This window comes from Glycocaulis sp., from assembly GCF_051859565.1.
In the GTDB taxonomy this organism is placed as follows: domain Bacteria; phylum Pseudomonadota; class Alphaproteobacteria; order Caulobacterales; family Maricaulaceae; genus Glycocaulis.
The window spans coordinates 170632-191008 of the sequence record NZ_JBHYFK010000001.1 but is presented as its reverse complement, the minus strand read 5'-3'; the positions used below and the strand labels follow the sequence as shown (position 1 = coordinate 191008).

Below are 20377 nucleotides of genomic sequence, written 5' to 3'. Positions count from 1 at the left end.
GGATAAAATCTTACCCACGCCCTGTCAGGGACGGCATGTGTCCGGCGCCTGTTCTCCTGCCACGAAAGCCGAAACCGCCTGGACAAAGCAGGAGGGCGCAACGAAGGGCAGGAAATGGGCCGCACCCTCGACGGTGGTGAAGCTTACCTCACCGGCCTGCGCCAGCATGCCAGCGTGCGCGCGGGCGCCCTCATACGGCGTATTTGGGTCATGCGTGCCGTGGATGATGAGGGTGCGCGGCAGGCTGGCTGGCCCGCCGCCAAAGTATGCGTCGCGCTCATATAACGGCGCGGGTATGCCGACCAGCAGGCCGGGAAGCGGGCTGGTAAACAGGGCATCTGCCGCCTCTGCCGCCACCGTGTCAGCGGTCAGGTCCCGGCGCTCATTGTTCTCCGAACCGCTTATCAGCATGACCAGCGGCAAGGATGGCGGCGACTGGGGATAGGCGTTCAGCGTTGCCAGCAGCCCTTCCAGTTCTGCGGCCGTGTTGTCCAGAAGCCCGGTCTCGCCGCGCCCCAGCGTGTCGATCAGCGCCGGAATGCGCTCCCGCAGCGTCGGGAAGTTCAGCAAAGCGCCCATGAAGCGGCGCAGATCACCGCCCGGCACACTCCCGGCCCAGCTGGCCGATGCGGAGTCTTCGTGCAGGACCCGGGCATAGGCCGCCAATTCGTCATCTGTCAGCTGATCACGGCCCACCGCATCGACAATCGCCGTCCGCCGGGAAAGATCAGCGCCAGCCGCACCTTCGGCGGGAACAAGGCCGTCCAGCACCAGCCCGTCGAGCGCCACCGGGGCGGCCTGCATCATCCGCAAGGCAAGCTGGGTTCCGTAGGACACCGCATAGACGAGGACCTCGCCCGGCTCCCTGTGGCGGCCGATCAGGGATGACAGGTCATGGGCGGCATTGGTGATGGTGAAGCCGTGAACGCGGCCGGGATCGGCAAACATCTGGCCAATGCACGGACCCCACTCCTCCCCGGCGAGCGCGATACCATCGGCGCTTTGCGGCGATTCCTGATCCGGGCAGAGCTTGGCAGAATAGCCCGTCCCGCGATGATCCGGGATGACAAGGTCATAGCCGGGGAAGGCGGTGCGGAACTCATCAAGGAAGGGGTAGAAGGACGCACCGGACTCGCCCGGTCCCCCCGCGATCAGCCAGACTGCGCCGCGCCGCGCGTGCAGATCCCTTTCGGGGAAGAGGCGGACGAAGAGCTCTATCGTGCTCTCATCGCCTTCGTGCAGCGGGTGCAGCGGCACGCTCTCCACCCGGCACAGGCTGTCAGCGAGCGCGGGATAGTCACCGGCATCCGCGCAGGGCGCAAACCCCTCATAGGCCGGAGTGGCGGGCTGGGCTGCACACGCAGCGGCAAGGCCAAGGACTGCCAGCCACGGCAGGCTGAAGGGTCGAATCATGAATCCTGTCCAGATAAAATGTTGGCGAAGGGCGAGCTGGGTCTTACCAGTTTCCGGTGTTTTCCATGCTGGCCCAGGGCTCTTTCGCGGGCAGGCTTTCACCCTCCTGCAGCAGCTCGACCGAAATATTATCGGGAGAACGGACAAAGGCCATGTGGCCGTCGCGCGGCGGGCGGTTGATCGTATAGCCCATACCCTGCAGGCGCGCGCACAGGGCGTAGATATCCTTCACCCGGTAGGCGAGATGGCCGAAATTGCGCCCGCCTGAATAGGTTTCCGGATCCCAGTTATGGGTAAGCTCGATGCAAGGCAGACCCGCAGGCAGCGAACCGCTCTCCGGTACCCCGCCTGCGGCGGCTATGTCATCGGGCGAGCACAGGAAAATCAGCGTGAAGCGGCCCTTCTCGCTGTCCATCCGGCGCACTTCCCTGAGGCCCAGCCCCTCGCAGTAAAAGCGCAGGCTCGCGTCCACATCGCTGACGCGCACCATGGTGTGGAGGTATCGCATATCCAGTTCCTCTTGCTGCCTGTCAGGCCTGAGAGTTAGTCACTGCCGCCGCCATCACCACCGCCTGCACTGCCATCAGCGGAGTCCTTGCGGCCGGTATCGCTGCCGCCATCGGCGTCCACGTCTGTGTCGGGCCGTACCCGGCGCGCCCATTTGGGCCGCCTGCGCCAGCCCGTATCTTCCGGAATCGGTTCGCCGCGCGCGCTGGCAAGCGCGTGGGTGAAAGGTTCGGGCGCACGGATATGGTGCAGGCGGGCCAGCACGAAGGCAGGCAGAGCGCCGAAGGCGACAACGCCGAAAAATACCGTGAACATGAAGACATAACCGCCACGGCCTGCCCAGTCATGCGCGCCCGTGGCCCGCCAGATCTGGTCATAGATGGCCGGGATAAGGGTCAGCGCGACGGGGCTCAGCACGATGGCGATCAGACACCCTGCAGCGAGATAGAAAGCCCAGCGCGGCGCAAAGCTGTTCACATAGAGGCGGGTGAACTCAGCCTCGCTGACACCGCGCACGGTTGCCGGCTTGGTGGCGGTGCGGTCGGCATATTCCTCGGCCGCATCGGCACGCAGCGCCCTCAAGCGCAGCAGGCCATAGCCCAGACACGTGAGGATGAAGACCGCAAAAACGGCAAGGAGAAGCTGGAGCGAGAAATCATACATGCCACGCTATCTAGCGCGTTGCGGCCTCGTAGGCGAGCATGGCGCGCTTACGCTCCAGCCCCCAATGGTAGCCATTGAGCCGCCCATCGCTGGCGAGTACACGGTGACAGGGGATTAGCCAGCTGACCGGATTGGCGCCCACCGCCGCGCCCACCGCTCGGCTGGCCCTGGCGGTGCAGACATCGCGGGCGATCTCACCGTAAGAGGTGGTTTCGCCCGGCGGGATAGCCAGCAGGGCGCGCCAGACCTGCCGCCGCCAGGGCGTGCCGTAGAGCACGAGCGGGACCGGCCGTGTGCCGCCTTCACCAAATATCGCTTGCGCATAATGATCGGCGGCGGCGTGATCGAGGGTGAAGCCCGCCGCTGGAAAGCGCGATCTCAGATCGGCTTCTGCCTCGGCCTCGCGGCCCGCATCGGCAAAGGCGAGCGCAGAGAGGCCGCGCGGCGCGATAAGAAACACGCCAGTGCCAAAGGGGGTCGGCGCGTGGCCGATGGCAAATTCCAGTCCGATACCAGCGCTGCGGGCATTGCCGGGCGTGACGGCCTCCTCGGCGATAAAGACATCATGCAGGCGCGACGGGCCGGAGAGGCCGGTTTCCAGCGCGGCTTCCAGCACGCTTGCGCCTTCACGCATCAGGCGGCGGGCACTGGCGTGGGTAAGGGCGGCGATCATGCGTTTCGGGCTCGCCCCGGTCCAGCGTGTGAAGACGCGCTGGAAATGATGCGGGGAAAGCCCCGCAGCCTGCGCAATGCGTTCCAGCGAAGGCTGCTCGTCCCAATGGGCGGCGATGAAATCCAGCGCGGCGTTGATGCGCGGATAATCGCTCGCGCGCAGGGCAAGGGCGGGCAGGGTTTCTGAAGGGGTGGCAAGATCTGTCATGGGGCCAAGAGTGCCGCTGGCGCTTACGCCGCGCCACCCGTTTCTTGCGCCAGAGCCACGGGGCTGGTGCGCGCCTTATCCAAGGCTTCGCCAATCGCGCTCGCAAGCTCGCGCCGTTCGCGCGGCGAGAGGACTGAGCCGACCAGCACATGCTTGCCCATGGCGGTGAGGCGCGGCTGCACGTCCGGATCGTCCTCATGGTCCACGACAAGCCGTGTCCAGGCCGACGGCAGGCGGTAGAGTGTCTCATAGCCCGTGGGCCAGCGGCGCATGACATGGATGGCATCTGGCGTGATATGGATACGCTCCAGACGCCGCCCGTCGCGATAGTTCAGCCGGAAGGCCAGCCAGACGATCAGCACGTCCAGCCCGAAAAAGCCCAGCACCGGCCATGCCCCGGCCAGCAGAAACGCCAGACCTGCGGTGAAGCTGATGACGGCAATGGCCACCATCAGTGCGATGAATGCCGGACCGCCGAGCGAACGGTTGGGCCGCACATGGGCGTCCAGAAGCACGTCCTCGCGCGCGTCCAGATGGTCCAGACGCAGCGGACGGCCATGGGCCTCGATCGGCCAGTTCTCTATTGCCGTGCGGCGTTTCATGGCACGCAAGATAGGGCAAAGGCGCGCTTCGGGCGAGGACAGCGGGTGCGGCGAATGACACTTTGCCAGGCTCTTCACGTTATGAATTGCTGTCGCGCAGATGAACGCAAACGCCTTTCATGGGCCGCAATTTGCCTTTAGCCATAGGGTCATAGTCATTGTCCCCGGCATGAAGGAAAGGGACCTGAAAATGCTGACCACGCTTGCCACCGCCCTTGCAGCGCTGTCCACCGGCTGGAGCACGGCGGACGCCAATAACGCCGCGTTCGATGTGAGCGCCGATACCGGCCTTGTCATTGTGCAGGAAGCGCAAGAGGCGCAGGAGGTTGAAACCCTGCCGCCGGCTGAGGCTGTCGAACAAGCCGGGCGAGGTGAAGCGGTGGAGCGCGCCCGCGCGCTGGAAATCTTTGCCGCCGTTGAGACCCTGCAGGCGCGTTTCCGGCAGGTGAACCCTGATGGCTCCGTCAGTGATGGCGATCTTGCCCTGTCGCGCCCCGGACGGGTCCGCTTTGCCTATGATGCGCCCTCGCCGCTGCTGATCGTGGCTGATGGCTCCACTGTCGCCATCGCCGATAGCGCGCTGGAAACGGTTGACCGTGCGCCGATCCGCTCCACGCCCCTGCGCTGGCTGCTCGCACCGGCTTCGGAGCTGGAATCCTCCGGCGCGATTGTGGAGGTCGGGCGCTATGACAATCAGCTCTATGTGACGCTGGAAGATCCGCAAGGCGAGGCCGAGGGCCGCGTTACGCTCGCCTTTGGCGACGATGACCCGGCCGCGCCTGCAGGCGAAGTGGCGCTTCTGGGCTGGTATGCGGTCGACGGGATGGGCTCGCTCACGCAGGTGACGCTCGATGAGGTCCGCCTTGGTCAGCGCGCCGATCCGCGCCTGTTCGTGCTGGATGACGACATGTTCTCGTCACGGCGGAGAGGGCGGCGGTAGGGGACGTCTGAAACCCCGGACGCGCAGCGATCCGGGGCCTGCTTCTTGAGGGGATTTTCCTGCACCCGGTCCCGGATGGCCCTCCGGGCCTCCGGGATTTCAAGAGTATAGTCACTGAAACCCCGGAACGCCGGAGGCGTATCCGGGGCCTCTTTCAGGATTATCCTGCCCAAGGTCCCGGCTCTGCGCTTCGCTTGGCCGGGAGTTCAGCACGGTCTGAAAACCCTACTCCGTCCCGTCATCATCCTCATCGCCGGGTTCGTCGGTGAACTGCAAGAGGTCGCCGGGCTGGCAGCCGAGCTCGCGGCACAGCGCCTCCAGCGTGGAAAAGCGCACAGCCTTGGCCTTGCCGGTCTTCAGGATGGAGAGATTGGCCATGGTGATGCCGACACGGTCGCACAGCTCTGTCAGCGACATGCGCCGTTCGAGCAGCATACGGTCGAGGGTGACGCGGATTGCCATGTATCGCGCCCCCTAAATCGTCAGCTTCTGCTCGTCGCGCAGGCGCGTTCCCTCACGGAACACTTCTGCCAGGACGAGAAGGGCAATGACGGCGATCCAGGCGCCGATATTCAGGCCGAACTGGGGCTGGATGGACACACCGCTTTCCACCGGGCGGCCAAACACGGTGAAGATGAGCGCGATAATGCCGTGCGCGCCATATCGGATGATCTGGTAAATCGCGATGGCAATCGCGATAGCGCGCAGATGGCCGGCATTCTCCGGCACAAAAGGGTCGCCCTGGATAAGCGTGACGACGATACGGCGCAGCCGGTCGGTAATGAACAAAATTGCGATGATCGCGGCCACGCCGAGCGGCAGCGCGATGACGAAATCAAGCTGGAGGAAGCGTACGAAGCTTTCGGGCAGGTCCGGGCCCATGCCCGTAACGCTGAATACCCCGAAAACCATGAGTGAGAGGGTGACGAGGCTGGCCAGGACCAGAAGGCCCCACAGCACTATAATCGCCACATCGAGAAAAATTTTCAGAAGGGATGTCAGAAATCCCGGACTTAGCGCACGCATCCCTGCCCCTTCTGTGACGTCACACCGGGCGCGTTGCTGCCTCCAAGGGGGAAGAGGTCAGACGCACCCGGTGGCGTCATGCTGCCTCACGGCGCCGCCTTACGCGACAATCGGTGACAGCGCCGCAGCCATGCCCGCTACTACCGCAGCGACCAGAACCACATTGATGATAGCCGCAAACGGAACGCGGCGGGTGTTGTTTTCGAGCCTGACCATCTTTGTCTCCTTTGAGGTCCAGTGTTATCGATCAACCTTCGGCCTTTGCTCCGGTCATGTGTTCCGCCGGGGCTTTTGCCGTGAGGCAGCGGGGTTGTTCCCCTTGCCTCGAAAACACATCTAGCAAGGCTCTCATCGCTTTGCAACAAAAAAACATCGAAAAACGATATGAATTTTCCGAAAGGCGATATGCACAAATGGATGTAGCAACCAAAATCCGCCTTTTCCGGGAGGCTCCGCTGTGGGTGCTCGCAAGCCATAATGCAGGCAAGATCAAGGAGATAGCTGATCTCGTCGCACCCTTTTCCATCCGTGTCAAAGGCGCAGGCGAGATGGGTCTGGAGGAGCCGGAAGAGACTGAAAAAACTTTTTCCGGCAATGCGCTTTTGAAGGCGCGGGCCGCCGCGAAGGCGTCCGGAGCCGTCGCGCTGGCCGATGATTCCGGTCTGGAAGTGAGTGCGCTCGGTGGTGAGCCGGGCGTTTATTCCGCCCGCTGGGCGGGACCGGAGAAGGATTTCCGCCTCGCCATGGAGACGGTGGAGGCAAAACTCGCCGCCTCTGGCAGCACGGACCGCTCCGCGCGCTTTGTCTGTGTGCTGGCGCTGGTCCACCCGGACGGGGCCGAGCTGGTCTTCGAGGGCGAGGTGAAAGGTGATCTTGTCTGGCCGCCGCGCGGAGATCAGGGTTTTGGCTATGATCCGGTGTTTGTGGCCAGAGGGGAAACCCGCACCTTTGCCGAGATGGGCACGGCGGAGAAGAAGGCGCTGAGCCACCGCGCCGCCGCTTTCAGGAAGCTGACAGACACGGTGTTCGGCACGTGAGCACCCTCGCGCCCGCCCCTCTCGGGCTTTATATCCACTGGCCGTACTGCGCGCGCATCTGCCCGTATTGCGATTTCAATGTCTACAAGGCCAAAGGCGCCGATAGCGCGGCACTTGCCGATGCGCTGATCGCCGACATGGCCCGCTGGCGCGCGGTGACGGGGCCGCGCACGCTCGCCAGCATACATTTTGGCGGCGGCACGCCCTCCCTGATGGAGGCGGGCGATATCGCCCGCGTGCTGGAAACGGCAGAGGCCCTATGGGGGCTGGAGGCGGAGGCCGAGCTGGGTCTGGAGGCCAATCCGGCAGAGCGCGCGCGGCTTGCCGATATTGTGGCTGCCGGGATCAACCGGCTGTCGGTCGGCTTACAATCGCTGGATGATGCCGCTCTGGCGCGATTGGGCCGCGATCATGATGCGCGCGCAGGCCTCGATGCGCTCGAGATCGCGCGATCTCTGGTGGCGCGCGTATCGGCAGACCTCATCTATGCCCGTCATGGCCAGAGCCTTGCTGACTGGGAGGGTGAGCTATCCGCCGTGCTGGCGCTCGGCGTCGATCATTTATCGGCCTACCAGCTTACCATTGAGGACGGTACGGCGTTTGCCCGCCAGCTGCAGCGCGGCACGCTGGTGCCGCCGCCCGAGGACCTCGCCGCGGACATGTTCGAACTGACACAAGGATTGACCCGCGCCGCCGGACTTGAAGCCTATGAAATCTCCAACCATGCACGGGGGCCGGACCACCGCTCGCGCCATAACCGGCTCTACTGGACGGGCGGGGACTGGATCGGCATCGGCCCCGGCGCGCATGGCCGCATCGGCTCACACGCGGGAGGCGGACGCATAGCCCACGCAGCGCCCCTGCGTCCCGCAGACTATATCGCCGACAGCCTGCGGCCCCTTGCTGGGCTGCAGCACCTGAGCGCGCTGGAAGAAGCGCAGGAGCGCGTGTTGATGGGTCTGCGCATCGCGGAAGGGCTGGACCGGGCACATCTGAGGGCCCTGACCGGGCACGATATCGATGAAGAGGCCGCGGCGTCCCTGCTGGCTGACGGGCTCATTGTCATGGACGGGTCAGGTATACGCCTGACCAGGCAAGGACGGCTCTATGCCGACCGGGTGGCCAACATGCTGGCGCCGTGAACAGGAGCCAGTCGCCTGATCAGGATTCGCCCGGCTCCACATCAATGGCCATGCCATCAGAGCCAAAGCGTTCCGGCGCCGGGTCAAGCACCTCAAAACGCCCATTGCGAATGGTGTAGAGGGCAAGGCCGCGTTCAACCGTGCCGTCAGCGCGCATGCGGAACAGGCCGTCCACGCCCAGAAACCCGTTTGGATCTTCAATGACCGAGCGGTCGATACGGCCCATATTGGCCGCCATCAGGGCCGCAAGGGATGCAGCATCATAGCCAAGGCCGGCAAGGCGCGACGGGGCCTCGCCAAACGCATTCTGATAGGCGGCCTCAAACCGGGCGCGCATTTCGGCGTCCGGACCGGCAAACCAGCCATTGGCCAGCGCGGGCTCGCGCGCCGTATCGGGATTACGCCACAGGCCGGTGCCGACAAACTTCACCAGCAGGGGGTCAATGTCGGCAAACAGCATGGACGGCGCGAGCATGCGCAGATCATCACCGCCCGCCGGGAGCATGACCACCTGGAAAGCGCCGCTATCGGTGGGACGCCAGTCCTCGCCCGTCATGGCGAGGGCCCGGCCCACCTCCAGCCGGCCAATGCCGGCCCGCGCGAGGCGCCGCGCCGCCTGGCTCATGGAATCCACACCGCCCGAATAGACCTCCTCGGCCGTCACCGTCCCGCCCACATCGGATGCGGCCCGGCGATAGGCTTCGCTGACCAGCTGGCCGTAAGGCGTGGCCGGCGCAACAATCGCAAAACGGCTGGCGCCAAGCGAGGCCGTGTAGGAGACCACGCGGCGCACTTCTTCCTCGGGCGGGAAGCTGAGCAGGTATACTCCCCCCCCGGCGACACCGGTATCGGTGGAGAAAGAGATCACGGGCACATTGGCCCGGCGGGCAGGCCCGGATACGGCGCGCACTTCAGCGGCCAGAAGCGGGCCGATAATCAGATCGGCGCCATCCGCAATGGCTGCCTCAGCCGCGGCCTCGGCGCCGCGCGCCGTGCCTTCGGTATCCTTGGGCAGCAGAACCACGTTCCCGATGCCGCGCTCAAAGAGGGCCAGTTCCGCCCCGCGCAGCAAATGCCCCGCCTCCGAGCGCAGCGCGCCCGCCGAGCCGGAGAAGGGCAGCAACACCCCCACACGCACCAGATCAGTGCCTTCCAGATGGGGCGGGGTGAAGGCGAGCCGCTCCGGGCTCATCTCGACACCCAGCACAGCCGGCTCGGGCGGTGCGCCGACGACAGGCGATGCCGTGCCCTGCTGGACCGACGGTCCCGGTGTGCCAGTGGTCGCGCCGCAAGCCGACAGGAGCAGGGCCGCACCCGCTACCATAAACGCCACGCGCGAAAGCCGGGCTATTGGCGCCAGCGCACAGGTGGGCAACACTGCTTGCGTCATGAATCCTGTCCTTATCACCGCCGCGACCGGCACTGCGCCCCGATGCGCTCCGCGCCAAAGCTACCGGCGTGATCGGTCAGGGGCAACTGCGGACCTGACTATTCCGGCGGGCGGACGCGCCCGATGAAGACACGCGCACGTCAACGGGCAGAGCGGCGCGGACGGCGCGGGGAGTGGCTGGCCGTGGCCATGCTGATCCTGACAGGCTGGCGGATCGTCGGACGGCGCGTGAAAACCCCGCTTGGCGAGATCGACATCATAGCGCGCAAGGGGCGCGTGCTGGCGTTCATCGAGGTGAAGTGGCGCGCCAGTGAACCGGCCGCCCGCGAAGCCTTCCATCCTCGCCAGCAGGCCCGGCTGATGCGGGCTGCGGCGCTGTGGCGCGCGCGCCGGACATCGCTGCACCGGATGGCCACCCGTTTTGACCTGATATGCGTGTCGCCCGGACGCTGGCCTTTACGCCTTTCCGGCGTGCTCAGCGCGGATTCCGGGGCGGAAAACGAGCTAATTTAGAAGGGTTTGGCAAAAAGTTAATGTGACGTCTTGACGTTCGCGGCATTTTTGTTCTTTTCTTGTTCTGGTTTTATACAGGTCTGTTCATGGCTCCTGTGGATAAATGGTAAAGGCGCGTGGACGAAATTTAATTTGTTCAGTGAACGCATTTTCTGGAGGTGATGATGAGCGCTTATACCCATTCCGCCTCCTTTGAAGGCGCTGACGCACGCCTGGTTGATGTTCAGGTCCAGATTGCAGGCGGCACACCGGCTTTCAGCGTGGTCGGGCTGGCCGACAAAGCCGTAGCGGAGAGCCGTGAGCGGGTACGCGCGGCGTTTGCGGCAATTGGTCTCTCCCTTCCCGGCCAGCGCCTGATTGTCAATCTGGCCCCAGCGGACCGGCCTAAGGAAGGCGCCCATTTCGACCTGCCCATCGCCATTGGCATTCTGATCGCCATGGGCGTCCTGCCGCCGGAGGCAGGCTCGGAGTATCTGGCCATGGGGGAGCTCGGCCTTGACGGTTCGATCTCGCCTGCGCCGGGCGCCCTGCCGGCGGCCATGCTCGCCGTGGAGCAGGAAACAGGCTTTATCTGTGCGAAGGATAGCGGGCCGGAAGCGGCCTGGGCGGGCGGGGATCTCGCCATCCTGGCCCCGGCATCGCTCATCCAGCTGATCAATCATTTCAAGGGCGGGCAGGCGCTGGTGCGGCCGCAGCCGGGTGATCTGGTCGAGGGGCCGCGCTTCCGGGACATGAGTGATGTGCGCGGGCAGGAAACCGCCAAGCGCGCGCTCGAGATCGCCATGGCCGGTGGCCACAATATTTTGTTTATCGGCCCGCCGGGTTCCGGCAAGTCCATGCTGGCAGAGCGGGCGCCCGGCCTGTTGCCTCCGCTCTCGGCAAGGGAGCTGCTGGAAATCTCCACCGTGCAGTCGGTCGCCGGACTGTTGCAGCGCGGAGAGCTCAGCCGCACACGGCCCTTCCGTGCGCCCCACCACTCCGCGTCCATGGCGGCGATGGTGGGCGGGGGCACGCGGGTGCGGCCTGGTGAAGCCTCGCTGGCCCATAATGGCGTGCTGTTTCTTGATGAGCTGCCGGAGTTCCACCCGCAAGTGCTCGATTCCCTGCGCCAGCCGTTGGAGACCGGCGAAATTGCGGTGGCCCGCGCCAATGCCCGGATCACGTTTCCGGCGCGTTTCCAGCTGGTTGCGGCAATGAATCCGTGCCGCTGCGGCTGGGCGGGGGCAGACGGGCGCGCCTGCGCGCGCGGCAAAAATTGCGCGGAAAGCTATCAGGCACGCATTTCCGGCCCGATGATGGATCGTATCGACCTGCAGATCGAGGTGCCCCCGGTCACACCGGCAGACCTTGCGCTGCCGCCCGCGCAGGAGGGCACCGCCGAGATCGCGGCGCGCGTGGCACATGCCCGCGGCCTGCAGGAGGAGCGCGGCGGGCTCAATGCCCGGCTGTCCGGCGAGCCGCTGGACCGGATAGCCGAGCCAGATGCTGCTGGCCGCGAGCTATTGTCCCGCGCCGCGGAGGCCATGGGGCTGACCGCGCGCAGCTATCACCGTGTCCTGCGTACCGCTCGCACCATCGCCGATCTGGACGGCGTGGACGGGGTGCGGCGTATCCATATCGCGGAGGCCCTGAGCGCCAGGCGCCATACCCGTTCATCGGGCACGCCGCCGGTCTGGCCGGTAGCGCCAGAGGGAAGCGAAAAATCACTCCGGCATTCGACGCTTCGTTAACCTGACCGGCATTAGCGTCGTATCATGACCCATACCACGCCTCTTCCCCTTTCTGCCGGGATACCGCACGAGCCAGCCGCCGCTGATGAAACGGCGTATGGCGGGGCCGCGCAGATGCCGCTGCGCAGCATTTTCGACGCAATGGGCGAGCTGGTGATCGTACGTGACCGCGACGGGCGCCTGAGCGATGTGAACGGTGCCTTCCTGCGGGCATTCGGTGGCCAGCGCGAAGACTGGACCGGGCGCTGGTTCGCGGTAGCGCCGGCCTTTGGCGAGAGCAGCTCGCAGCGGCGCTATGATGTAGCCATGCGCACGCGCGCCGGACCGGTCTGGATCGAATGGTCGGAAACCCTGACGACCGACGGCTCCATCATTGCCGTTGGGCGCGATGTCACCGAACAGCGCAGCCTCGTGCAGCGCGAGAGCGAGGCCGCGCGGGGCAAGGGCGTGTTCTTTGCCGCCGTTACCCATGAGCTGCGCACGCCTCTGTCGGGCGCGCTGGGCACGGCCCGCCTGCTGGAGGATACCGGGCTGAAGCCTGATCAGGCTGCTTATGTCGCCGCGCTGAAAGCCAGCGCCAGTCACGCGTTGAAGCTGATCGACGATATTCTCGATCTATCCCGGCTGGAAGCAGGCAAGCTTGACCTGCGCCCTGAACCCGTCGACCCGTCCAGGCTGGTGGAAGAGGTGTGCGAACTCCTGTCGGAGAAGGCTGCCGAAAAGGGTCTGGCGCTGGCTCACGCGCAGGGGCCGGGCGTGCCGGCGCAGATCAGGGCTGATCCGGCTCGGCTAAAGCAGATTCTCTATAATCTGGCCGGCAATGCGGTGAAGTTCACGCGCGATGGCGGGGTGCTGGTGACGCTGGAAGCGGAAGACCAGAATTTGCGCCTGTCCGTGCGCGATACCGGACCCGGCATCAACCCGGCCGATCAGGCCCGCCTGTTTGAACAGTTCGAGCGCGGCGCCGCCGAACGCGACAACAGCGCGCCCGGCGCGGGGCTGGGCCTTGCCATGGTCAAGCGGCTGGCCGAAGCGATGGATGGCGAGGTCGGCGTCCGGTCGCAACCGGGCGAAGGCGCGCTGTTCTGGTTCACCTTCAAGCCTGAGGTGCTTCAGCGCGCGCCCGTCCATCGCCCGCTGGCAGGGCGCCGCATCCTCATCGCCACACCGTGTGGAATCGAATCAGATGCACTCGTCCTGCATGCCGAAACACTCGGAGCCTGGGCCGAAAACTGTAGCAGTCAGGGCCAGCTGGTGGCGCGCGCGCAAGCGGTGCGGCCCGACATCATCATCCTTGATGACAGCTGGACCGAAGACGCGTCTGCCCTTGCGGCAAGCGGCTGCACGGGCCGGATACTGGCGCTTGCCCGCCCGCGCACCAAGGCTCGCTATACCGGCAAGGACCGCCCGGCAGGCATTGATGGCTGGCTTGTGGCGCCGGTGCGGGCCAGCTCTCTGGCCCGATTCGCGCTGGGCAGGAGTTCGGGCGACGAGAAGCGCGAGACGACTGGCGTCAGCGGGCCCGTGCTGGCCGGTTACCGTATCCTCCTGGCCGAGGATGATCCCGTCAACGCCCTTATCGCGCGCACTTTGCTGTCACGGCTGGGCGCCAGCATCGTGATGGCCGGGACAGGGCGTGAAGCCGTACTGGAAGCCTCTCAGGGCGGATATGACGCGGCACTGCTGGACCTGCGTATGCCGGAGCTGGACGGGCGCGATGCCGCGGCGCAGATACGCGCCCTTCCCGGCGAGCCGGGCGCTGTGCCGCTGGTGGCGCTGACTGCCAACGCTACCGAGGCGGATCGCGATGCCTGCCTGGCTGCCGGCATGGACGCCTTTCTTGCCAAGCCGGTGGACCCCGATGAGTTGGCCGCCGTCCTCTCCGGCTTGTGCGGCGGGCAAAACCGCGCAAGGCTGAGCGCCTAAGTCACGTTCGCCGGAGCGAGCTTTTCATGACCGATATCAGTGCCGAGCGCCGAGGCGAGCGCCGCAGCCTTCTGGGCTCGGTCATTGCGCTGGGCTGGCGGCGTTCGGCCGTCATGCTGCTTTTGGGGTTTTCGGCAGGGCTTCCCATCCTGCTGGTCTTCTCCACGCTGTCAGCCTGGCTGCGGCTGGAGGGCGTGTCGCGCACCGAGATCGGCTTTTTTGCCTGGGCAGGCATGGCCTATACGTTCAAGTTCATGTGGTCGCCATTGGTGGACCGGCTGCCATTGCCATTGCTCGACCGGCTGCTTGGCCGGCGGCGCTCCTGGATATTGCTCGCACAAATCATTGTCATCGGCGCCATTCTGCTCGCATCAACCGCGACGCCCTCCACAGGGCTTTTCGTCATTGCGCTCGCCACGGTGATGATCGCCTTCGGCTCGGCGACTCAGGACATTGCGCTCGATGCCTGGCGTATCGACGTCGCCGAGGACGAGTATCAGGCGCTGCTGGTGGCGATTTATCAGTGGGGCTACCGCTTTGGCATGATTGCCGCCGGCGCAGGCGCGCTGGTGATGGCCGATTTTGGCGGCTTCTCCTTTGCCTACACCGTACTGGCCGCGCTCATGCTGATTGGCGTGGCGGGCGTGTTCCTCGCGCCCGAGCCTGCGCGCCCCAAAGCGCTGGGCGGCGGGACGGAGGCCATCGAAGGCGCGGTGAAGGGCAATCCGCTGGGTGAGGCCGCTGCCTGGCTCTATTCGGCGGTGGTTGCGCCGTTTGTCGATTTCATCGTGCGCTATCGCTGGATCGCGCTTTTGATCCTCACCCTGATTGGCGCCTACCGGCTCAATGATTTCGTGCTCGGCTTCATGGCCTATCCCTTCTATGTGGATATGGGCTACACCCTGTCTGAAATCGGCGCTGTATCAAAGGTTTACGGCGTATTTGCCATGCTGGCCGGCGCCATGCTGGCGGGTGTCGCCGCCACGCGCTGGGGTGTCTATCCGGTGCTGATGGTGGGCGCGATCATCAGCGCGGTCTCGGCGCTGGCTTTCACCTGGCTGGCACTTGTCCAGCCGACGGGCGAGATCACCCTGGTCAATGGCATCGAGATGACCCCGTGGCCGCAGGAGAAGAACCCCTCAATCCTCTATCTGACGCTGGCCATTACAGCGGAAAACGTGGCTGGTGGCTGGGCGGGTACAGCGCTCATTGCCTATATGTCGAGCCTGACCAACCGGGCCTTCTCTGCGACGCAATATGCGCTCTTCAGCTCGTTCTACGCCCTGCCGGGCAAGCTCTTTGGCGGGTTTTCCGGCATCATGGTGGATGGTCTTGGCTATGCCAATTTCTTCACCACCACCGCGCTTATCGGCGCGCCAGCGGTATTGCTGGTCTGGATCGTGATGCGCTGGCGGGCTGCGCGCGAGGTCGCCGCCCACAAGCCCCAGATCAGCTAGGCTAGACGATCAGCCAGTTTCGCTGCGCTCCGCCGAGAGGTCATGCGCGGCGAGCGCCGCAAGCGTGAGGATGTCGGCCACGCCCGCGCCGAGGCGCGCGATCTGCACCGGTTTTTCCAGACCCACCAGCATCGGGCCCAGCACCGTTGCTCCGCCTGCGGCGCGCAAGAGCTTGGTGGAGATGGAGGCCGAATGGATGGCCGGCATGATGAGCACATTGGCCGGACCCGTCAGGCGCGAGAACGGGTAGAGCCGCGTATGATCGGGGTCGAGCGCCACATCGGCATTCATCTCGCCCTCGTATTCAAAATCGGGATTGCGTGCGTCGAGCAGGCGGACGGCCTCCTGAATTTTCTCCGAGCGTTCGCCGGCCGGATTGCCAAAAGTGGAGTAGGAGAGCAGCGCCACACGCGGCTCCACCCCGAAGCGGCGCGCCGCAGAAGCCGCCTCGCACGCCATGTCGGCCATGGCCTGCGCGCTCGGAAACTCGGTGACATTGGTGTCGGCGATGAAGAGCGTGCGCCCGCGTGACAGCACCAGAGACATGCCCATCACCCGCTCGCCGGGCTTGGGGTCCAGCGCCATCTGCACGTCAGCCAGGGCCTGGGCGTAATTGCGCGTGGTGCCGGTGACGAGGCCGTGCGCGTCACCCAGCGCCACCATGCAGGCGGCAAACACGTTGCGGTCATTATTGACCATGCGCTGGACGTCGCGTTTGAGATAGCCGCGCCTTTGCAGGCGCTTGAACAGCCAGTCGGCATAGACCGCATTATGATCGGACAGGCGCGCATTGACGATCTCGATGGAGCCTTCAGGCACGCCGACAAGACGCATATTGGCTTTGGTGGTTTCCTCGCGGCCGACCAGCACCGCCTTGCCGAGCCCTTGCGTCTGGAAAGCATGGGCGGCGCGGATGACGGTCGGCTCCTCGCCTTCGGCAAAGACAATCGTCTTGCGGTCGGCTGAGCGCACCTCCTCGTGCAGGGCCTGCAAAATCGCCGCGGTCGGGTCGAGGCGCTGGGCGAGGGTCGCCTTGTAGGCTTCCATGTCAGCAATGGGGCGGCGGGCAACACCGGAAGCCATCGCGGCCTGTGCCACGTAAGGGGGGACATGGCTGATCAGGCGCGGATCAAACGGGGCGGGGATGATGTAATCCCTGCCGAAGCTGGGGCGTGATCCGTGATAGGCGGCGGCCACCTCGTCTGGCACATCCTCGCGCGCCAGCTCGGCCAGAGCGCGGGCGGCGGCCACTTTCATCTCTTCATTGATGGTGCGGGCGCGGACATCCAGCGCCCCGCGGAAGATGTAAGGAAACCCCAGTACGTTATTGACCTGATTGGGATAATCAGAACGCCCGGTTGCCATGATCGCGTCTGAACGCGCTTCGCGCACCTCTTCGGGCGTAATCTCCGGATCAGGGTTGGCCATGGCGAAGATGATCGGATCGGCCGCCATCGACTTGATCATCGCCTTGTTCACCGCGCCTTTGACCGAGAGGCCGATAAAGCAGTCCGCCCCGTCGAGCGCCTCTTCCAGCGTGCGCCGGTCCGTCTCGGCGGCATGGGCCGATTTCCACTGGTTCATGCCGTCGGTACGGCCCTTGTAGATGACGCCCTTGGTGTCACACAGGATCGCATTGTCATGGGCCACGCCCATGGACTTGATCAGCTCCAGCACGGCGATACCGGCTGCGCCCGCGCCGTTCACGACGACCTTGAGATCCTTCAGATCCCGGCCCGACAGCTCGCAGGCATTGATGATGCCAGCGGCGGAAATGATGGCCGTGCCGTGCTGGTCGTCATGGAAGACGGGGATGTCGAGCAGCTCGCGCAGGCGCTCCTCGATGATGAAGCAGTCCGGCCCCTTGATGTCTTCCAGATTGATCCCGCCGAACGTATTGCCGAAGCGGCGCACGCATTCGATGAAGGCTTCCGGGTCATTTTCCTCCACCTCGATATCGATGGCATCGATATCGGCAAAGCGCTTGAACAGCACCGCCTTGCCCTCCATAACCGGCTTGGAGGCGGCAGGGCCAAGATCACCTAGGCCCAGAATGGCCGTGCCGTTGGAGATGACGGCGACAAAATTACCCTTGGAGGTATAGTCATAGACCGCATCCGGATTGGCGTGGATCGCCTTTACCGGCGCAGCGACGCCCGGTGAGTAGGCCAGCGACAGATCGCGCTGGGTGGCCATGGGCTTGGTCGCGCGCAGGGCGATCTTTCCCGCCGGGGCGAGCTTGTGAAAGGCCAGGGCTTCTTCATCGTCCACGCGCGGTTTACGGTCTGTCATGGGGCGTCTGTCATCCGGGTCAGGTTGCGGGCTTTGCCCAAGCCTAGACGCTCCGCTGCCGAAAACGAAAGCCTGTTTAGCCAGCGCAAAAACGCGTGCCTCTGGTCTCTCCCCTTGCGGGGCGGGGACGGAAAGTTAATTTGCCGCCATGAGCCCGGACGCCAGCGCCCCATCCGACATCGCGACACGCACCTTTCCCAGCGCGGAAGGGGCGACGCCGATGATGATGCAATTCCTCAGCCTTCGCGCGCAAGTGCCTGCAGAGGCGCTGCTTTTCTACCGCATGGGCGATTTCTACGAGCTATTCTTTGACGATGCGGTGCGGGCCGCCGCCGCACTCGACATCACGCTGACCAAGCGCGGGGAACATCAGGGCGAGCCGATCGCCATGTGCGGGGTGCCGGTCCACAACGCGCAAATCTATCTCTCCCGCCTGATCCGGGCAGGCTTCAAGGTCGCGATTGGCGAGCAGGTGGAAGACCCCGCAGAAGCCAAGAAACGCGGATCGAAATCGGTGGTGGAGCGGGCGATTACCCGCATCGTCACGCCGGGGACGTTAAGCGAGGATGATCTTCTCGATGCGCGCAAGTCCAACCGGCTGGCGGCGCTGGCGCGCGGATCAGCCGGAGATATGGCGCTCGCCTTTGCCGATATTTCCGATGGCAGTTTCGGGTCCATACGGCTCGAGCCGGGCGATGTGGAGGCCGAGCTGGCCGCGCTTCAGCCGGCAGAATTGCTGGTGCTGGATGATGATGCCCGCGCGCTGGCGCCCATCCTGCCCGGCACCACGATCACGGCGCGGCCAAAGGCGAAGTTCGAGGCCGGCTCTGCTGAGCGGCGTCTGAATGCGCATTTCGGCACGCTGAGCCTTGACGGGTTTGGTGATTTCTCCCGCACGGAACTCGGCGCGCTGGGCTGTCTTCTCGATTATCTGGAGCTGTCGCAGGCTGGCGCTGCGCCCAAGCTGGCGCCGCCGCGCCATTTTGAGGCCGGAGGGTGGCTCGCCATCGATCCGGCGGCGCGGGCAAGCCTTGAGATCGACCGTACCCTTCAGGGCCAGCGCAAGGGCTCGCTGCTGGACGCGATAGACCGCACCGTTACCGCGCCGGGCGCGCGCCTGCTGGCAGAGCAGCTCTCACGCCCGTCTGCCCACCGGGCCGAGATCGAGGCGCGCCTTGATGCGGTGGGCTTCCTGCACGAGCAGGCCGGCCTGCGCGACTCCTTGCGCGACAGCCTGAAAAGTGCGGGCGACCCGGCCCGCGCCCTGTCGCGCCTGTGTCTGGAGCGCGGGGGGCCACGCGATCTGCTGGCGCTGGCCCGCGCGCTGAAAGAGGGCGAGCGCATCAATGCGGCCTTTGCCCGCCTCGGCCATGACGCCTTGCCAGTAGCCATTCAGGGCGCGCTGGACGCGCTGTCGCTGGCAGCCCGGCCCGAGCTGGCAAACCTCGTTGATGAGCTGGCCCGCGCGCTGGTGGAGGAGCCGCCTCTGCTGACGCGCGATGGCGGGTTCGTGGCGCACGAATGGGACCCGGCGCTGGATGAGCTGCGCACCCTGAAAGACCAGTCGCGCCGCGTGGTGGCGGGCCTGCAGAAGACCTATGCCGACCAGACCGGCATTTCCGGCCTGAAAGTGAAGCACAATAATGTGTTGGGCTATTTCATCGAGGTCAGCGCCCGCCATGGCGAGGCGATGATGGGGGTGGAGCCCTTCATCCACCGCCAGACCATGGCCAATGCGGTGCGGTTCTCGACCACCGAGCTTGGCGAGCTGGAATCGAAGATCGCCTCCGCCGCCTCGCGCGCCATCGCGCTGGAGCTGGAGATTTTCGCGCGCTTCTGCGCCCAGGTGGAAGGTCTTGCCGGCGCTATTCGCGCGGCAGGCGAGGCGCTGGCCGCGCTGGATGTGTGGGCGGCGGCGGCGCACTGGGCCGTCGAGACGGGGGCTTGCAGGCCTGAACTGACGGATGGCGCGGACCTCTTTATCGAGGCGGGCCGCCATCCGGTGGTGGAACAGGCCCTGACCCGGAGCGGCGAGGCGCGCTTTACGCCCAATGACTGCCAGCTCGATGCAGAGGGGAAGGCGGCCAGCCGCCTGCTTCTGGTGACCGGGCCGAACATGGCCGGTAAATCCACCTTCCTGCGCCAGTGCGCGATTATCGTCATCATGGCGCAAGCGGGCCTGTTCGTTCCCGCACGAACGGTCAGGCTGGGACTGGTGGACCGCCTCTTTTCGCGCGTCGGCGCAGCCGATGATCTGGCGCGCGGACGTTCCACATTCATGGCGGAAATGATCGAGACCGCGGCCATACTCAATCAAGCCACCCCGAAAAGTCTGGTCATACTTGACGAGATCGGGCGCGGCACCTCGACATGGGACGGGTTGTCGATTGCCTGGGCCACGGTGGAACATCTCCACGCCGTCAATCGCTGCCGCGCGCTCTTTGCCACGCACTACCACGAGCTGACGCGCCTCGCCGACGAGCTGGAGGGCACGGGCAATGTGTCGCTCAAAGCGCGCGAATGGAAAGGCGAGCTGGTCTTCCTGCATGAGGTGGGCAGTGGTCCTGCCGACCGTTCGTACGGGGTGGAGGTGGCCAAGCGCGCCGGTCTGCCGGACATGGCTGTGCGCCGGGCGCAATCCATCCTGGCCAAGCTGGAGTCGGACGGCAGTCCGGCGGCGGCGCTGGCCGAACTGCCGCTTTTTTCAGCCCAGCCAGTACAGGCCGCGCCGAAACCGTCCAAAGCGCTCGAACGGCTTAAATCCATTGATCCTGATGCACTCACCCCGCGCGAAGCGCTGGACGCGCTCTATGCGCTGAAGACCCTCGCCAGCGACAACTAGGCACCCCCAAGAGCGTG

17 protein-coding genes are annotated in these 20377 nt (G+C 65.3%); 8 read left to right on the top strand and 9 right to left on the bottom strand.

Going from position 1 to position 20377, the window contains the following annotated elements; all coding sequences use genetic code 11:
- Positions 1-24: 24 nt before the first annotated feature.
- Genes ACTIGC_RS00935 through ACTIGC_RS00915 form a run of 5 tightly spaced genes read right to left on the bottom strand, consistent with a single transcriptional unit; the run spans position 25 to position 4065 of the window.
- Entirely contained in the window at positions 25-1413 is a 1389-nt protein-coding gene (locus ACTIGC_RS00935; protein ID WP_439632622.1) for an alpha/beta fold hydrolase, read from the bottom strand.
- A 43-nt stretch (positions 1414-1456) separates the two neighbouring features.
- Positions 1457-1921 carry a VOC family protein gene (locus ACTIGC_RS00930; RefSeq protein ID WP_439632621.1) on the bottom strand — a complete coding sequence of 155 codons (465 nt, stop codon included), beginning with the start codon at positions 1919-1921 and terminating at the stop codon, positions 1457-1459.
- Positions 1922-1956: 35 nt separating this feature from the next.
- Positions 1957-2583 (bottom strand): hypothetical protein, encoded by a 627-nt coding sequence (locus ACTIGC_RS00925; protein ID WP_439632620.1) that lies wholly within the window; start codon positions 2581-2583, stop codon positions 1957-1959.
- Between the two features lie 10 nt (positions 2584-2593).
- A complete protein-coding gene (locus tag ACTIGC_RS00920) occupies positions 2594-3463 on the bottom strand; it encodes a methylated-DNA--[protein]-cysteine S-methyltransferase (protein WP_439632619.1) in 870 nt (289 codons plus the stop codon).
- A gap of 23 nt (positions 3464-3486) precedes the next feature.
- Entirely contained in the window at positions 3487-4065 is a 579-nt protein-coding gene (locus ACTIGC_RS00915) for a DUF2244 domain-containing protein (protein WP_439632618.1), read from the bottom strand.
- A 169-nt stretch (positions 4066-4234) separates the two neighbouring features.
- Between ACTIGC_RS00915 and ACTIGC_RS00910 the strand changes: the two genes are divergently transcribed.
- Complete coding sequence (locus tag ACTIGC_RS00910) at positions 4235-5005, top strand: LolA family protein (protein ID WP_439632617.1); 771 nt, start codon at positions 4235-4237, stop codon at positions 5003-5005.
- Between the two features lie 225 nt (positions 5006-5230).
- Here ACTIGC_RS00910 and ACTIGC_RS00905 read toward each other — a convergent pair whose 3' ends face one another.
- Entirely contained in the window at positions 5231-5467 is a 237-nt protein-coding gene (locus tag ACTIGC_RS00905) for a helix-turn-helix domain-containing protein (protein ID WP_439632616.1), read from the bottom strand.
- Positions 5468-5479: 12 nt separating this feature from the next.
- Positions 5480-6031 (bottom strand): DUF2975 domain-containing protein, encoded by a 552-nt coding sequence (locus ACTIGC_RS00900; protein ID WP_439632615.1) that lies wholly within the window; start codon positions 6029-6031, stop codon positions 5480-5482.
- A gap of 413 nt (positions 6032-6444) precedes the next feature.
- Between ACTIGC_RS00900 and rdgB the strand changes: the two genes are divergently transcribed.
- Together rdgB and hemW are read left to right on the top strand one after the other, a co-directional pair.
- Positions 6445-7068 (top strand): RdgB/HAM1 family non-canonical purine NTP pyrophosphatase, encoded by a 624-nt coding sequence (gene rdgB / locus ACTIGC_RS00895; RefSeq protein ID WP_439632614.1) that lies wholly within the window; start codon positions 6445-6447, stop codon positions 7066-7068.
- Positions 7065-8210 carry a radical SAM family heme chaperone HemW gene (hemW, locus tag ACTIGC_RS00890; RefSeq protein ID WP_439632613.1) on the top strand — a complete coding sequence of 382 codons (1146 nt, stop codon included), beginning with the start codon at positions 7065-7067 and terminating at the stop codon, positions 8208-8210. Before rdgB ends, hemW begins: the two co-directional genes overlap by 4 nt.
- 19 nt (positions 8211-8229) lie before the next feature.
- Here hemW and ACTIGC_RS00885 read toward each other — a convergent pair whose 3' ends face one another.
- Positions 8230-9600, bottom strand: a complete 1371-nt coding sequence (locus ACTIGC_RS00885; protein WP_439632612.1) for a penicillin-binding protein activator — start codon at positions 9598-9600, stop codon at positions 8230-8232.
- 123 nt (positions 9601-9723) lie between these two features.
- On the opposite strand from ACTIGC_RS00885, the gene ACTIGC_RS00880 reads away from it, so the two are divergent.
- From ACTIGC_RS00880 to ACTIGC_RS00865, 4 genes are all read left to right on the top strand, one after another.
- Positions 9724-10113, top strand: a complete 390-nt coding sequence (locus tag ACTIGC_RS00880) for a YraN family protein (RefSeq protein WP_127565130.1) — start codon at positions 9724-9726, stop codon at positions 10111-10113.
- A gap of 164 nt (positions 10114-10277) precedes the next feature.
- Entirely contained in the window at positions 10278-11843 is a 1566-nt protein-coding gene (locus tag ACTIGC_RS00875) for a YifB family Mg chelatase-like AAA ATPase (RefSeq protein ID WP_439632611.1), read from the top strand.
- Positions 11844-11867: 24 nt separating this feature from the next.
- Positions 11868-13769 (top strand): ATP-binding protein, encoded by a 1902-nt coding sequence (locus ACTIGC_RS00870; protein WP_439632610.1) that lies wholly within the window; start codon positions 11868-11870, stop codon positions 13767-13769.
- 26 nt (positions 13770-13795) lie between these two features.
- Positions 13796-15226: an AmpG family muropeptide MFS transporter gene (locus tag ACTIGC_RS00865; protein ID WP_439632609.1), complete on the top strand. Its 1431-nt coding sequence runs from the start codon at positions 13796-13798 to the stop codon at positions 15224-15226.
- A 9-nt stretch (positions 15227-15235) separates the two neighbouring features.
- Here ACTIGC_RS00865 and ACTIGC_RS00860 read toward each other — a convergent pair whose 3' ends face one another.
- Positions 15236-17518, bottom strand: a complete 2283-nt coding sequence (locus ACTIGC_RS00860; protein ID WP_439632608.1) for an NADP-dependent malic enzyme — start codon at positions 17516-17518, stop codon at positions 15236-15238.
- A gap of 148 nt (positions 17519-17666) precedes the next feature.
- Here ACTIGC_RS00860 and mutS point away from each other — a divergent pair, with 148 nt between their 5' ends.
- A complete protein-coding gene (mutS, locus tag ACTIGC_RS00855) occupies positions 17667-20360 on the top strand; it encodes a DNA mismatch repair protein MutS (protein WP_439632607.1) in 2694 nt (897 codons plus the stop codon).
- The last annotated feature ends 17 nt before the right edge of the window (positions 20361-20377 follow it).

Excerpts from the sequence above, each read along its gene's own strand:
- ACTIGC_RS00935 (WP_439632622.1), bottom strand. The coding sequence starts at position 1,413 with ATGATTCGACCCTTCAGCCTGCCGTGGCTGGCAGTCCTTGGCCTTGCC.
- ACTIGC_RS00930 (WP_439632621.1), bottom strand. The coding sequence starts at position 1,921 with ATGCGATACCTCCACACCATGGTGCGCGTCAGCGATGTGGACGCGAGC.
- ACTIGC_RS00925 (WP_439632620.1), bottom strand. The coding sequence starts at position 2,583 with ATGTATGATTTCTCGCTCCAGCTTCTCCTTGCCGTTTTTGCGGTCTTC.
- ACTIGC_RS00920 (WP_439632619.1), bottom strand. The coding sequence starts at position 3,463 with ATGACAGATCTTGCCACCCCTTCAGAAACCCTGCCCGCCCTTGCCCTG.
- ACTIGC_RS00915 (WP_439632618.1), bottom strand. The coding sequence starts at position 4,065 with ATGAAACGCCGCACGGCAATAGAGAACTGGCCGATCGAGGCCCATGGC.
- ACTIGC_RS00910 (WP_439632617.1), top strand. The coding sequence starts at position 4,235 with ATGAAGGAAAGGGACCTGAAAATGCTGACCACGCTTGCCACCGCCCTT.
- ACTIGC_RS00905 (WP_439632616.1), bottom strand. The coding sequence starts at position 5,467 with ATGGCAATCCGCGTCACCCTCGACCGTATGCTGCTCGAACGGCGCATG.
- ACTIGC_RS00900 (WP_439632615.1), bottom strand. The coding sequence starts at position 6,031 with ATGCGTGCGCTAAGTCCGGGATTTCTGACATCCCTTCTGAAAATTTTT.
- rdgB (WP_439632614.1), top strand. The coding sequence starts at position 6,445 with ATGGATGTAGCAACCAAAATCCGCCTTTTCCGGGAGGCTCCGCTGTGG.
- ACTIGC_RS00885 (WP_439632612.1), bottom strand. The coding sequence starts at position 9,600 with ATGACGCAAGCAGTGTTGCCCACCTGTGCGCTGGCGCCAATAGCCCGG.
- ACTIGC_RS00880 (WP_127565130.1), top strand. The coding sequence starts at position 9,724 with ATGAAGACACGCGCACGTCAACGGGCAGAGCGGCGCGGACGGCGCGGG.
- ACTIGC_RS00875 (WP_439632611.1), top strand. The coding sequence starts at position 10,278 with ATGAGCGCTTATACCCATTCCGCCTCCTTTGAAGGCGCTGACGCACGC.
- ACTIGC_RS00870 (WP_439632610.1), top strand. The coding sequence starts at position 11,868 with ATGACCCATACCACGCCTCTTCCCCTTTCTGCCGGGATACCGCACGAG.
- ACTIGC_RS00865 (WP_439632609.1), top strand. The coding sequence starts at position 13,796 with ATGACCGATATCAGTGCCGAGCGCCGAGGCGAGCGCCGCAGCCTTCTG.
- ACTIGC_RS00860 (WP_439632608.1), bottom strand. The coding sequence starts at position 17,518 with ATGACAGACCGTAAACCGCGCGTGGACGATGAAGAAGCCCTGGCCTTT.
- mutS (WP_439632607.1), top strand. The coding sequence starts at position 17,667 with ATGAGCCCGGACGCCAGCGCCCCATCCGACATCGCGACACGCACCTTT.